This is a genomic window from Stenotrophomonas sp. I18B00994 (assembly GCF_014145825.1).
Lineage (GTDB): Bacteria > Pseudomonadota > Gammaproteobacteria > Xanthomonadales > Xanthomonadaceae > Stenotrophomonas > Stenotrophomonas maltophilia.
On the sequence record NZ_JACIUW010000003.1, the window covers coordinates 172,829 to 185,638 of the forward strand.

The following is a 12,810-nucleotide window of genomic DNA, read 5'->3' on the forward strand; positions in this document are numbered from 1 at the left end:
ATTAAGTCGTTTGTGCCTAAATCGACTTAATCCCCTCCGTCCCCTTTTTGCCGGCCAGCGGCCGGCACTACCGGTCAGCCGATCACACGCTTGAACGGTGGCAGCGCGTCGATGATGCGCTTGCCGTAGCGGCGGGTCAGCAGCCGCGAATCGAGGATGATCACGCGGCCGGTGTCGGTGGAAGTGCGGATCAGGCGGCCTGCGAACTGGGTCAGCGTGCGCAACGCATGCGGAATGGCGATCAGATTGAAGGCATTCAGCCCACGCCCCTCGAACCATTCGCTGAGGGTGGCGGTCTGCGGATCGGTCGGCACCGCGAACGGCACCTGGGTGATCACCACCGTGGTGCAGGCTTCACCGGGCAGGTCGAGACCTTCGCCGAACGAATTCAGCCCGAACAGCACCGAACCCTCGCCTGCGGCCACGCGGCGCAGGTGCTCGTCGATCAGGCGGGTCTTGGACATCTCGCCCTGAACCAGCACCTGCTTGCGGCGCGCGGCCGACATCAGCCCGGCCACCTTCTCCATCTTCCAGCGCGAGGTGAACAGCACCATCGAGCCTTTGGCCCAGTCCAGCTCGGTGTCGAGGTAGCGCGCCACTTCGCGCGGATGGCCTTCGCGATCGTCCGGAGTGACCGGGAACTTCGGCACGATCAGTTCGGCCTGGTTGGGCAGGTCGAACGGTGACGACAGCGAGACCATCTCGGCCTCTTCGGGGATGCCGTTGTCGATCGCCAGCGACTGGAAATCGCCGCCACCGGTCAACGTCGCCGAGGTCATCACCACCGAGTCCACTTCATCCCACAGCAGCTTGCGCAGCACGTGCGCGGCCGACACCGGCGAGCCGTGCAGCACCAGATCGCCGTCGCGGGTGGCGGTGACCCAGCGCGCCATCGGCGGCGCACCGTCCTTGTCTTCGCGGCGCCAGGCCTGCCACAGGTTGTACTGCTGCTCGATCATCTCCAGCGCCATGCCCAGGTTGCGCTGCAGGCGCTCGCGCGCGGCATCGTCCGGCTTGCCCTTGGCTACCTGGGCGGTGGCGGCGTGCGCCCAGTTGTAGAGGCTGCGGGTATCGTCAGCCAGTGCTTCGATCGGCTCGCGCCAGGCCTCGGGCAGTCGCCCATTGGCCGCGCGCCACATCGGCTCTTCGTCCGCCGGCGCCGGCATCCACACGCGCTCGATATGATCGCGGAACGCGCGCAGCTGCTTGGCCACGTTGCTGGCCACCTCGATCGCTTCGTTCGGCAGCAGGTTGCCGAGGCGATCCTTGTCGACCGCGCGGTAGGCGCCGGCGATCAGGATCTGCAGGCGACCGGTGCGTTTGGCCATCTCGTCCAGCGCCAGGCTGGCCGCGCCCTGGTCGATCGCCACGTTGCCGATGTGATGGCCTTCGTCCAGCACCAGCAGCATGTCCGACGGCGGTGCGATCAACGGCTGGCCGTTGTCGCTGTCGCCGATCGACAGCGCCGACAGCAGCAGCGCGTGGTTGGTGACCACGATCTGCGCATCGCGCACGGTGTTACGCGAACGCAGCACCGCACACTGCGCCGAATAGGCACAACGGCGCCCGGCGCAGCCCGAAGCCGGCGTGGTGATGCGGCTGCGCAGGCCGGGGCTGATCGTCTCCGGTGCGTTGTCGATGTCGCCATCCCAGCTGCCGCCGGTGAAGGCATCGGTCAGGCGCTTGGCGATGTCCATCTCGATCGGCGCCAGTGGCCGGTCGAACAGCGGCGCATCATCCTCGAACATGCCGCCCTGCGAGCCCTCGCCCTGCGCCTCGGCGGCATTGCGCGTGCACAGGTAGCGGGTACGGCCCTTGGCCAGCGCCACGGTCGCTTCCAAGCCGGTGGCCTTGAGGAAGTTGGGAATGTCGCGCTCGACCAGCTGCGACTGCAGCGCCACGGTGCCGGTGCTGATCACCAGCTTCTTCTTGCTGGCCAGCGCGATCGGCACGCCCGCGGTCAGGTAGCCCAGGCTCTTGCCGACGCCGGTGGGCGCCTCGACCACGCCAACGCCGCCACTTTTCGACAGCGCGCGCGACACCACGCCGATCATCTGGCTCTGCGAGCGGCGACTGGAAAAGCCGGGCGTATTGGCCTGCAGCGTCGTGTACGCCTTGCGGATCGCGTCCTTCAAGGTGTCATCGAGGGTGCGCGGAGCGGCGACGGTTTCGGTCACGCCGGGAATTACCGTAGCTGGATCAGGCCGGGCATTGTCGCATGGCCGGCCGCATTCACCGCCGCTGGGACCCTGAACGGGCCAGCGACGACGCCCGCTGGCGGTCCCGGTCCAATGGCCGGACCATCCCAGGGGCAGATACGCCGGGCATGGCCCGGCGCGACCGGTCAGGCGGCCGGGAGCGTACGGGTACGCAGCAGGCGCACCAGCGCCCACACCACCAGCACCACACCGATGGCCTCGACCATCGCCAGCGCGAAATGCAGCACGCCGAGGATGGCACTCAAGCTCGACACGGCACTGAAATCACCGCTGCGGACCATCCACATCGGCAGAATGCCCGCCGCCATGCCGCCGAGGCTGGCCAGCAGCAACAGCAGCAGGCCGACCAGGGCACCGGTGCGGGTGGCATCGCGCGGTGCGCCGACCACCCAGACCAGGCCCACGCACAGCGCGATCAGCACCGGCAGGCGCACGCCGACCATGCTCAGCACCGTGACCAGCAGGGTTGTGCCGTCCATCGATCAGTCCTCGCCGGCCAGCACGGCCGAGCCCTGGCGCAGCGACTGGTAGACCTCGTCGGTCTGCGGGCGCACACCGTGCCACTGCAGGAAACTCTCAGCGGCCTGCTCGACCAGCATGCCCAGGCCATCGACCGTATTGCGGCACTCTGCGGCGCGCGCCCAGGCCAGGAAGGCGATCGCCGCTTCGCCGTAGTTGAGGTCGACGGCGGTGGTCATCGAGTTGACCAGCGACAGCGGCAGCTTGAACTCGACGTCGCGGTCGCGGCCGGCCGAGGTGGCGTTGACGATCAGTTCGAAGTCACCCAGATCACGCAGGTCTTCCCAGTAGCGGCTGATCGCGCGACCCGGCTCACCCATCGCATCGATCAGTTCATCGGCGCGTTCCGGCGTGCGGTTGACCACCACCAGCTCGGTGATGCCGGCATCAAGCAGCGCCGGGGCGACGCTGCGCGCGGAGCCACCGGCACCGATCAGCAACATGCGGCGGCCACGCAGGTCCAGGCCATGGCGGTCGGTCAGGTCACGCACCAGGCCGATGCCGTCGGTGGTGTCGCCATGCCAGCGGTCGCCCTTGCGCAGCAGCGTGTTGACCGAACCGGCGCGGCGCGCGCGTGCGGTCAGGGTGGTGCACACCGAGAACGCGGCCTCCTTGTGCGGCGAGGTGACGTTGGCGCCGACACCGCCGTCGGCGGCGAAGGCCTCCAGGCCGGCCAGGAACGCCTCCGGGGCCAGGTCGATCGCGCGGTAATCCACCGCGATGCCTTCCTGGCGACCGAACGTCGCGTGGATCTGCGGCGACTTCGAGTGGGCAACGGGGTGTCCGAAGACGGCGTAACGGTCGGTCATGGAATCCTCAAGCTGGCTAGACTGATGCTCTTTCGTGCACGGACCCGGATGATGCGCATCACCCCGCCCCTGCTGGTGCTTGCCGCCAGTCTACTCTCTGCCCCCGTGGCGATGGCGTTGAACGAGTACGGCATCGAAGGCATGGGCGTGGTCTCGACCCGCGCCGACGAGGGCCGCGCCACGATCAGTGCCGATGGCCGGCGCATCGTCTTCGCCCGCCGCGGCGAAGCCGGCTGGGGCCTGTGGGAGGCGCGCGTGGTCGATGGCCGCTGGCAGCAGGCGCAGGCCCTGCCGGTAGGCGTGGCCGGCGAGGCCCGCGATCCCTACTTCAGCCGCGACGGCCGCTGGCTGTTGTTCGCCGCCGGCCGCGAAGGCGCGCTGGCGCTGTACCGGGCTGCGGTGGAAGCAGATGGCCGGCTGGGCAAGGCGCACCCCATGGCCGGCGACGGTGGACGCCACGAAGAGCGCGGGCCGGCCCTGAGCGCGGACGGCACGCGGCTGCTGTTTGCCCGCCAACAGGGCCGTGGCGCCGGCTGGAACCTGTTCGTGGCGACGCTGGATGCGCAGGGCATGCGCGGCCCGGCCACCGCATTGACAGCGTTGAACAGCGCCGACGACGAGACCGACGGCGACTGGCTGGGCAACGATGGCGCGGTGGTGTTCAGCCGCGGCAACGGCGCAACCGCACAGGTGTGGAGCAGCGGCTGCGCGTGGAGTGGCGCGCCCCTGCAACCGTTGGGACTGTCGTTCAACCAGACCGGCGGCTGGACCGGCGCGCCGGTGATCGACAACGCCAAGCCAGGCGAAATGATGGTGGCCAGCAGCGCGGCCAGGGCACCGCGTGCCGGTGGCGTGGACGTGTACCGGTTGGCGGTGCCGAAGGTGGCGGCGGTGGCCGGGTGCGTGCGGTAGATCCACGCCGCGCGTGGATGGCGCCCGCGAAGGGGGTCAGAGCCCTTTCCTGCGGAAAGGGATCCGACCCCGGGCATTGCCCGTCAGCGCGACAACACCTTGGCGCGCAACTGCTCGTACTCCATCTCGCTCAGCTGGCCATTGTCCTTGCGCTGGTTCAGCGCGGCCAGCTCGGCCTGCACGCTGTCCGGCAGGGCCTGCTCACGGGCCACGTGGCGGGCGGCGGAGAGCTGCTCCGGTGGGCGCTTGCCCGCGCGCCAGGCGGCGATGAAGACACCGACGATGATGGCACCGAACACCAGCGTGCCGGTGCCCCAGATCAGCCATTGCATCCATCCCAGTTCGGGTCCCATCGCGCAGTCCTCCGTCTATCGTGGCGCTATTGTCAGCGCTCGCGCAGCCATCGCGCCACCTGCGGCGCGAAATAGGTCAGCACGCCATCGGCACCGGCCCGCTTGAAGCCCAGCAGCGACTCCAGCACGCAGGCGCGCTCGTCCAGCCAGCCGTTGGCGAAGGCGGCCTTCATCATCGCGTACTCGCCACTGACCTGATAGGCGAAGGTCGGCACGCCGAATTTTTCCTTCACCCGGCGCACCAGGTCCAGGTACGGCATGCCCGGCTTGACCATCACCATGTCGGCGCCTTCTTCCAGGTCCAGCGCGATCTCGCGCAGGGCCTCGTCGCCGTTGGCCGGGTCCATCTGGTAGGTCTTCTTGTCGGCCTTGCCGAGGCTGGCCGCGCTGCCCACCGCATCACGGAACGGACCGTAGAACGCCGAGGCGTACTTGGCCGAGTAAGCCATGATGCGCACGTTGACGTGGTTGTCGGCATCCAGCGCACGGCGGATCGCGCCGATGCGGCCATCCATCATGTCCGACGGCGAAACGATGTCGACGCCGGCTTCGGCATGCGACACCGACTGCTTGACCAGCGCTTCGACAGTGATGTCGTTCAGTACATAGCCCTTGTCGTCGATGATGCCGTCCTGGCCGTGGGTGGTGTACGGGTCCAGCGCCACATCGGTCATCACCCCCAGTTCCGGGAAGCGCGACTTCAGCGCGCGGATCGCGCGTTGCGCCAGGCCGTCCTCGGCCCACGCCGCCGATGCATCCAGCGATTTCAGCGACGGGTCGATCACCGGGAACAGGTCGATCACCGGAATGCCCAGCTCCAGCGCCTCTTCGGCCACCTTCAGCAGTTCTTCGATCGACAGCCGCTCCACGCCCGGCATCGACGGCACTGCGGTGCGGCCGGCCAGTTCGTGCACGAACACCGGGTAGATCAGGTCGTCGGTGGTCAGCGTGTTCTCGCGCATCAGGCGGCGCGAGAACTCGTCGTGGCGCATGCGGCGCGGGCGGTACAGCGGGTGGGACATGGCAGGCTCCGAGGAGTGGCTATTGCAACAGGTAGCCCTGCGGCAGCAGGGGTTCGGGCAACGGGCGTTCGCCGAGCGCATCGAGCTGGTCGATCTCGATCGTGCGCACCAGCGCGTCCAGCGGCAGATCGTTCGGCTCAAGGCCGAAGGGGTCTTCCATTTCTTCGCCCAGCTGGTCCAGGCCGAAGAAGGCATAGGCCAGCACCGCCGACAGCACCGGCGTGCCCCAGCCCAGCGAACTGGCCAGGCCGAACGGCAGCAGCACGCAGAACATCCACGCGCAGCGGTGCAGCAGCAGGGTGTAGGCGAACGGCAGCGGCGTGGTGAGGATGCGCTCGCAGCCGGCCTGGATCGACGACATCGCGTGCAGGCGCTCTTCCAGCTGGGTGTAGAGGATGGGCTCGAGCTGGCCGGCGCGCAGCGCATGCGCCAGTTCGGCCGCGATCATCGCCAGCAGTGCATCGGGCACGTTCTCGCGCTGGCCCAGCTGTTCGCGCTGGCGCTTGTCCAGCCACGGCAGTGCTGCCAGGGCGACGATGCGACCACGCAGTCGCGCCGCCAGCGCATGGGCGAACGCGGTGGTGAGGTAGGCGACGCGACGACGACGGCCCGCGTCGTCGGCCAGCAGCAGGTTTACCTGGCGCGCCAGCGAACGCGATTCGTAGATCAGCTGGCCCCACAGCTTGCGTCCTTCCCACCAGCGGTCGTAGCAGGCGCTGTTGCGGAAGCTGAGGAAGATCGACAGCACCAGGCCAAGCAGGGTGAACGGGGTCACCGACACGCGTTCGATGCCGGTGGGGGGCGCCAGTTCGACCACCGCAGCCACGGCGATGGACAGGATCAGGATGGCCAGCACCTTCGGCGCGATCGCTTTGACGATCGAACCGCGCAGGATGTACAGCAGTTGCCAGCCGTGGGGACGGGGTCGGATGATCATGGGGCAGCCGCGCGGGGCGCGGATTCACAGGCACGCGGGGGGCTCGCGCAGCCATTCATTGTACGCCCCCGCCCGGCCATCGGCCGTGTGCCTGCGACGCCCTGTCGCACCCGGGACCGGGCTCAGACCACGCCGCCGCCCAGGCCAAGACGCAGGATGCCGACCACCACCACGATACCGTTCAGGACCAACCCGGCCCACGCCCGGCCACGCTTGCTCGGGTGGGTGAACAGGATGCCCAGCGCGGCGATCACCGCACCGACCGCAGCGAACGGGATCAGGAACCAGTTGCCCCAGCCCAGCAGCGGAATCAACGCCAGGATCATCCACAACAGCGCCAATACGCCCCACAACAGACTGATCACACCCATGCCGCTCTCCCGCAGTTGGTTCCTGGCCCCACCATAATCGTTCCCGTTGCCGCCGCCTACTGCCATTGGCGGGGCTGTCACCCGGCCCGTGCTAGCGTGCTGTCGTGCGTGCCCTGGCCCGGGTGTTGGCGCCGATTCAGAGTGGCCCGCCGATCATCGCAACCAGTCCTGCAGGGGAAGTGCCATGAACATCCGTTGGGCCGCGTTGGCGGCCACGCTGCTGGTCGCCGCCGGCTGTGCCAGCACCTCCAAGGTGATGCTGGGCCGCGCGCGCGCACCGATCGATCCGGCGCTGGTGCAGATCTATTCGACGCCACCGGCCGGCTCCCAGGAAATCGCCCAGCTGGAATCGTCTTCCGCCGTCGGCTTCGGCACCCAGGGCCAGACCGACGCCGCGGTGGCCCGCCTGAAGCGTGAAGCCGCAGCGCTGGGCGCCAACGGCGTGGTGCTGATGGGCGTGGGCAGCAGCGGGTCGCCGGTAGGCATGTCGGTGGGCGCGGGCACGTTCGGCTCGCACGTCGGTGGCGGCGTCGGCATCGGGATTCCGACCACGCAGAAGCGCGCCGCGGGCGTCGCTATCTGGGTGCCGAATCCGGCACCGCCGGCGCGGTTGCCGACACAGGTGATCACGCCGCAACCGCAGCGGTGACGCGGCACTACCGCTGCAACCGACGCATCGCTCTGGTGGGTGCCAACCTTGGTTGGCACGACCCCACAGCGCCGACCAAGGTCGGCATCTACCCACACCGGTTGCCGGCCAGCGGCCGGCACTACCCGGTGATGCTCAGCGCTTGTACTTCGGCACGAACACCTTGTTCACTGCGTCAGCCAGCTGGTCCGGCGGCAGCAGGCCCTGGTCGAGCAGGAAGTTGTTGAACGCCAGGCGGTCGAACTTCGCACCCAGCGCCAGTTCCGTCTGCATGCGCAGTTCCAGGATGCGGGTGTAGCCGTAGAAGTAGCTACCGGCCTGGCCCGGCATCCGCACCATGTAGCGGTCCAGTTCCTGGGTGGCCATCGCCTTGGACAGGCCGACCTGCTCCATCAGCACGCGCTCGCCGTTGGCTCGGTCGGTCAGGCCGAGGTTGAGCATCGGGTCGAGCATCGCGCGCGCGGCGCGCAGCAGGCGGAACTGCAGGGCGATCATCTGCCCGTCCAGCGGCTCGTACGGCACCATCTCGGCTTCGGCGTACAGCGCCCAGCCTTCCACGTTCACCGAATTGAACGCGAACATGGTGCGTGCCAGCGACACACCACGCTCGACCATCGCGGTGAACTGCAGCTCGTGGCCGGGGCGGCCTTCATGCGCGCTCAGCGTCCATGCTGCGGCACCGAAGTTGAAGTCGTCGTACTGCGCGCCCGGGCCCGCTGCCGGGTTGCCCAGCGGCAGCACGAAGGTGCCCTGCTGCCCGGTGTTGTTGACCAGCGGGGCCGGCAGGAAGTGCGGGGCCGGGCTGGCCGCGCTCTCGGCGGCCGAGCCCAGGCGCATCTGCATGGCGCGCTTGGGCACGTCGACGATGGCGTGCTCGCGGATCAGCGGATCGATCGCATCGATCACCTTGCGGTAGTGGCCTTCCAGATGGTCGTCGGCGATCTTGTCGGCCTTCAGCGCGCGGATCACCGCCACCGGATCGCTCGGGTCGGCCACCTTCAGCCCCTTCTCCTTCACCACCAGCGGTGCCAGCTGCTGCATCGCCGAGCGGGTTTCCATGAACTCCAGCTGCGCGCGCTGCATCAGCAGCTTCGGGTCGATGTCGATGCCGACCTGCTTGAGCTGGTAGGCGTACAACGGCGCCGGCAGGCGTGCGTCGGCACGTGCCTTCGGCAGTACCTCCTTGCGGGTCCAGGCGGCGTAGTCCTTCATCTGCCCGGCCAGCGCCTTCATTGCTTCATCGGCGCCGGCAATCTGGTACTTCTTCAGCAGCGACTCGATACCGGTGATGTAGGTCTCGACGTTGTCCAGCGACTGCTGAACTTCGATCCTGGTCGGCTGCAACAGGCTGCTGTCCTTCAGCCGTTCCTCGTAGCGCTGGCGCGCCAGCGTGGTGAAGGCGGTGCCGCCCGGCTGCAGGCCGGCATAGGCCTTGAGGCGGTCGACCGCCTTGGCCCGGCGCTCGACCGGCACCTGGTCGGACAGCAGCAGGTTGAGGCCGCTGAACACGGTCTGCGGCGCATCGCTCCACGGCAGCAGGTACTTCTCGTTGAGCTCGCTGCCTTCGATGTTCTGGCTGGCGGCGTGGATCATGATCTCCAGGTCCTGGCGGACATTGGGATCCTTCTCGACGGCCAGCTTTGCCTTCAGTTCGTCACGTGCCTTGGCCATGGCAGCGCGGTAGCGCTTGCCGTTGTCCGGGCCGAGATCGGCCACCTTGTCGTCGTAGCCGGGCACGCCGAAGAAGCCGGTTTCCTCCGGCTGGAACGGGCCCTGGGCGTCCAGCAGAATCTGCGCCAGCGCATTGCTGCGGGCGACCCAGGCCGGGCTGGCCGGGGTGGCGGCCTTGGCGGAGGGTGCCGCCAGCGCCGGTGGTGCGGACAGCAGCGGTGCGGCAGTCAGGGCCAGGGCAACGGCGAGCGCAATCGGCTTCATGGGACACTCCAGCAAAGGGTTGCCCGCACCCTACGCGCTCACGGCGATGGCGACAATCGGCGGGAAGTCATGGCGGGCTGGTTGTGCAGCCGGGCTCCGCGGAAACCTGGCGGGGGTAGAGTCGACTGTCAGTCGACCATCGCGCGCAGCGCGGGGTTTTTCGCTGTCTGATCGAAGAGCAGTCGACTGACAGTCGACTCTACCCGGTCGACTCTATCCAGTCGGCGTCCCGCAGTCGCCTGCGCCCGGAGGTCAGAGCACGGCGGTCAGCGGGCATTCGCCGCGATCACGGCAGGCCTTCAGCTCGCACTCCTGCGCGGCCTCGTCGTCGTCCAGCGCCGTCAGGTCGAAGGTCTGCTTGTCCTCGCCCAACACGTACATCACCGGGTAGTCCCACACGTCATCGCGACGGGTACCCTGCACGAACAACCGTCCGTGCGCATGCGGTCCTTCCAGGGCTACGGTCAGGCCGACATCACGCTGGCCGTTGATCGCAGTCTGCATGCTGCCCAGCGGCATCGACTCGATGTTCAACGGCTCACCGAACGCTTCCACCAGTTCAATACTGCAGCCCGCGCGTCGCAGCGCCTCGCGCATCGGCGGGCTCTCGCGTGCCGCCTCGCTCCAGCGCAGCACGCTCCAGGTCACTACACCCCCTGCACCACCCAGCACCAGCACCACCATCAACGGCATCGCCCAGCGCCAGTGGCGGCACCACCAACCGGCGGATGCGGGGTCATGGGCGGGAATCGGCGGTGGCAGGGTCATCGGCGGGCTCCTTCCCGTTGCTGGATCAGGGCTTGAGGCAACGTCCCAGGAAGGCTTCGGCCACGCGGTAGCGATGCAGGGCATCGGCGCCGGACAGGCCATGCTTGGCACCCGGGTAGGTCATCAGCTCGAACGGCTGTGCACGCTTCTGCAACGCGCTCATCAGGCTGGTCGAATTGGTGAACAACACGTTGTCGTCGGCCATGCCGTGGATCAGCAGCAGCGACGAGCGCAGGCCATCGATATGGGTCAGCACGCGCGCTTCGCGGTAACCCGCTTCATTGCGCGCCGGCAGGTCCATGTAGCGTTCGGTGTAATGGCTGTCGTACAGGCCCCAGTCGGTCACCGGCGCACCGGCCACGCCACAGGCGTACTGGTTCGAAGCCTTGGCCAGCAGCATCAGGGTCATGTAGCCGCCGTTGGACCAGCCCTGCACGCCGATGCGCGCCGGGTCCACCCATGGCTGCTGCTTCAGCCAGGCCACGCCGCGCAGCTGGTCGGTCACTTCCACCGTGCCCTGCTTGCCATACAGCGCACCACCGAAGTCGCGGCCACGGCGCGGGGTGCCACGGTTGTCCAGCGAGAACACCACGTAGCCCTGCTGGGCCAGGTACTGGTTGAACAGGTGGTCGCCACGGCCGGGCCAGCTGTCGGTGACGGTCTGGCTGGCCGGGCCACCATAGACGTACACGGCCACCGGGTAGCGCTTGGACGGATCGAAGCCGGCCGGCTTGATCAGGCTGTAGTTCAGCGGGGTCTTGCCGTCGGCAGCCATCAACGTGCCGAACTCCACCGGGCGCTGCGCATCGCGGTAGCGCGCATACGGATGCTTGGGATCGGCCAGGTCGTTCTCGAGCAGGGTGGCGATCTTCTCGCCATTGGCGCGGAACAGTTCGATCTGCGGCGGCGTGGTGCTGTTGGACCAGCTGTCCACGTAGACGCTGGCGTTGCGGGCGAAGCTGGCGCTGTGCATGCCCGGCGCCTTCGACAGGCGCTGCGGCTCACCGCCCTGCAGCGACACCGCGTAGATCTGGCTTTCGCGCGAGGTCTCGATGCCGGCGCGGAAGTAGGCCTTGCCGGCCTTTTCATCGACCGCCAGCAGCTCATCCACCGGCCAGTTGCCGTGGGTCAGCGCGGTGGCCTTGCCCTTGCTGTCGATGCGGTACAGGTGCTGGAAGCCGGTGCGTTCGGACGACCACAGCACGCTGCCATCGTCCAGGAAACGCAGGCTGTTGTGCAGCGGCACCCAGGTCGGGCTGGTTTCGTGGGCGAGCACGCGCTGGCGGTTGGAGTCAAGTGCCACTTCCACCAGGTCCAGCTGCTTCTGGTCACGCGACTGGCGCTGGAAGCTCAGGTGCTGCGCATCGCGCCAGTCCACGCGGGCCAGGTAGATGTCCTGTTCCTTGCCGAGGTCGACCCAGCGCGGCTGCGCATCGGCGGTCGGTGCGATCACGCCCAGCTGCACGCGCACGTTGGCGTCGCCGGCGGCCGGGTAACGCTGTTCGATAACATCGGTGCGGTCGGCATAGACCTCGTAGCGCTTCTGCACCGGTACCGGGGATTCGTCGATGCGGGCAAAGGCAATCGCCGAATCGTCCGGCGCCCACCAGTAACCGGTGTGGCGATCCATTTCCTCGTCGGCGACGAACTCGGCAACGCCGTTGCCGATGGTGGTGCTGCCGTCGCGGGTCAGCTGCAGCTGCCTGCCGCTGGCCAGGTCGATCACCCACAGGTTGCGGCCGCGGATGAAGCTGACGAAGCCGCCCTTGGGCGACAGCTTGGCGTCGGTGGCGAAGCCTTCACCATGGGTCAGCTGGCGCACCGCCGCCTGGCCCTGCTGCTTGAGGTCGTACAGGTACAGCTCGCCGCCCAGCGGGAACAGCAGGCGCTGCGCGTCCGGCGACCACTGGTAATCGACGATGCCGGTCATCGCGGCGATGCGCTGGCGCTCGCGGCGGGCCTTCTCCTCGTCGCTGAGGGTCTCGGTGCCGGGCAGCACCACCTTGGAATCAACCAGCAACCGGGTCTGGCCACTGTCGATGTCGTAGGTCCACAGGTCCAGCTGGTTGCGGTCGCTGTCCTTGCCGCGCAGGAAGCTGACCTGCGAACCGTCGGGCGCCACCTTCGGCTTCATCAGGGTTGGGCCGGACAACGGCAACGGGCCGGTGATGGCTTCCAGGGTCAGCTTTTCAGCGTGGGCGGCGGTACTGGTGGCGAGCATGAGGGCGAGCGAAGCGAACAGGTGGCGCATGGAGGATCCCGGCAAACGGCAGGTCCGCCCCCGCGATGGACGCGGAGCGGTCGTCCCCCATCCTA

At 68.2% G+C, this 12,810-nt stretch carries 12 protein-coding genes; 2 read left to right on the forward strand and 10 right to left on the reverse strand.

The genetic code is table 11. The features are described from left to right. Positions 1-74: 74 nt before the first annotated feature. The 3 genes from dinG to aroE all read right to left on the reverse strand — a co-directional run bounded on the left by dinG (position 75) and on the right by aroE (position 3,547). Positions 75-2,177 carry an ATP-dependent DNA helicase DinG gene (gene dinG, locus H4O10_RS04490; protein ID WP_049453569.1) on the reverse strand — a complete coding sequence of 701 codons (2,103 nt, stop codon included), beginning with the start codon at positions 2,175-2,177 and terminating at the stop codon, positions 75-77. A gap of 167 nt (positions 2,178-2,344) precedes the next feature. Further along, entirely contained in the window at positions 2,345-2,698 is a 354-nt protein-coding gene (locus tag H4O10_RS04495) for a hypothetical protein (RefSeq protein WP_005411542.1), read from the reverse strand. Between the two features lie 3 nt (positions 2,699-2,701). Next, on the reverse strand, positions 2,702-3,547 hold the full coding sequence (gene aroE, locus H4O10_RS04500) for a shikimate dehydrogenase (RefSeq protein ID WP_033833778.1): 846 nt from the start codon (positions 3,545-3,547) through the stop codon (positions 2,702-2,704). A gap of 48 nt (positions 3,548-3,595) precedes the next feature. Between aroE and H4O10_RS04505 the strand changes: the two genes are divergently transcribed. Further along, on the forward strand, positions 3,596-4,459 hold the full coding sequence (locus tag H4O10_RS04505; RefSeq protein ID WP_049403673.1) for a PD40 domain-containing protein: 864 nt from the start codon (positions 3,596-3,598) through the stop codon (positions 4,457-4,459). 83 nt (positions 4,460-4,542) lie between these two features. Here the strand turns inward: H4O10_RS04505 and H4O10_RS04510 are convergent, their stop codons facing one another. The 4 genes from H4O10_RS04510 to H4O10_RS04525 form a co-directional block, all read right to left on the reverse strand. After that, positions 4,543-4,812: a hypothetical protein gene (locus H4O10_RS04510; protein WP_005411545.1), complete on the reverse strand. Its 270-nt coding sequence runs from the start codon at positions 4,810-4,812 to the stop codon at positions 4,543-4,545. Positions 4,813-4,844: 32 nt separating this feature from the next. Further along, positions 4,845-5,834: a porphobilinogen synthase gene (gene hemB, locus H4O10_RS04515; RefSeq protein ID WP_005414824.1), complete on the reverse strand. Its 990-nt coding sequence runs from the start codon at positions 5,832-5,834 to the stop codon at positions 4,845-4,847. Positions 5,835-5,853: 19 nt separating this feature from the next. Next, a complete protein-coding gene (locus tag H4O10_RS04520; RefSeq protein ID WP_033833780.1) occupies positions 5,854-6,771 on the reverse strand; it encodes a bestrophin family protein in 918 nt (305 codons plus the stop codon). A 122-nt stretch (positions 6,772-6,893) separates the two neighbouring features. Further along, positions 6,894-7,142: a hypothetical protein gene (locus H4O10_RS04525; RefSeq protein WP_005411548.1), complete on the reverse strand. Its 249-nt coding sequence runs from the start codon at positions 7,140-7,142 to the stop codon at positions 6,894-6,896. Between the two features lie 184 nt (positions 7,143-7,326). Between H4O10_RS04525 and H4O10_RS04530 the strand changes: the two genes are divergently transcribed. Then, entirely contained in the window at positions 7,327-7,791 is a 465-nt protein-coding gene (locus H4O10_RS04530; RefSeq protein WP_049453566.1) for a hypothetical protein, read from the forward strand. Between the two features lie 135 nt (positions 7,792-7,926). Here the strand turns inward: H4O10_RS04530 and H4O10_RS04535 are convergent, their stop codons facing one another. The 3 genes from H4O10_RS04535 to H4O10_RS04545 form a co-directional block, all read right to left on the reverse strand. Then, positions 7,927-9,726 carry a DUF885 domain-containing protein gene (locus H4O10_RS04535; RefSeq protein WP_049453564.1) on the reverse strand — a complete coding sequence of 600 codons (1,800 nt, stop codon included), beginning with the start codon at positions 9,724-9,726 and terminating at the stop codon, positions 7,927-7,929. A gap of 252 nt (positions 9,727-9,978) precedes the next feature. Next, positions 9,979-10,494: a cytochrome c oxidase assembly factor Coa1 family protein gene (locus tag H4O10_RS04540; protein ID WP_005414826.1), complete on the reverse strand. Its 516-nt coding sequence runs from the start codon at positions 10,492-10,494 to the stop codon at positions 9,979-9,981. Positions 10,495-10,519: 25 nt separating this feature from the next. Next, on the reverse strand, positions 10,520-12,745 hold the full coding sequence (locus H4O10_RS04545) for a S9 family peptidase (RefSeq protein ID WP_049453562.1): 2,226 nt from the start codon (positions 12,743-12,745) through the stop codon (positions 10,520-10,522). Positions 12,746-12,810: the final 65 nt, after the last annotated feature.

Coding starts and splice junctions, on each gene's coding strand:
- H4O10_RS04495 (WP_005411542.1), bottom strand. CDS start 2,698: ATGGACGGCACAACCCTGCTGGTCACGGTGCTGAGCATGGTCGGCGTG.
- aroE (WP_033833778.1), bottom strand. CDS start 3,547: ATGACCGACCGTTACGCCGTCTTCGGACACCCCGTTGCCCACTCGAAG.
- H4O10_RS04505 (WP_049403673.1), top strand. CDS start 3,596: ATGATGCGCATCACCCCGCCCCTGCTGGTGCTTGCCGCCAGTCTACTC.
- H4O10_RS04510 (WP_005411545.1), bottom strand. CDS start 4,812: ATGGGACCCGAACTGGGATGGATGCAATGGCTGATCTGGGGCACCGGC.
- hemB (WP_005414824.1), bottom strand. CDS start 5,834: ATGTCCCACCCGCTGTACCGCCCGCGCCGCATGCGCCACGACGAGTTC.
- H4O10_RS04520 (WP_033833780.1), bottom strand. CDS start 6,771: ATGATCATCCGACCCCGTCCCCACGGCTGGCAACTGCTGTACATCCTG.
- H4O10_RS04525 (WP_005411548.1), bottom strand. CDS start 7,142: ATGGGTGTGATCAGTCTGTTGTGGGGCGTATTGGCGCTGTTGTGGATG.
- H4O10_RS04530 (WP_049453566.1), top strand. CDS start 7,327: ATGAACATCCGTTGGGCCGCGTTGGCGGCCACGCTGCTGGTCGCCGCC.
- H4O10_RS04535 (WP_049453564.1), bottom strand. CDS start 9,726: ATGAAGCCGATTGCGCTCGCCGTTGCCCTGGCCCTGACTGCCGCACCG.
- H4O10_RS04540 (WP_005414826.1), bottom strand. CDS start 10,494: ATGACCCTGCCACCGCCGATTCCCGCCCATGACCCCGCATCCGCCGGT.
- H4O10_RS04545 (WP_049453562.1), bottom strand. CDS start 12,745: ATGCGCCACCTGTTCGCTTCGCTCGCCCTCATGCTCGCCACCAGTACC.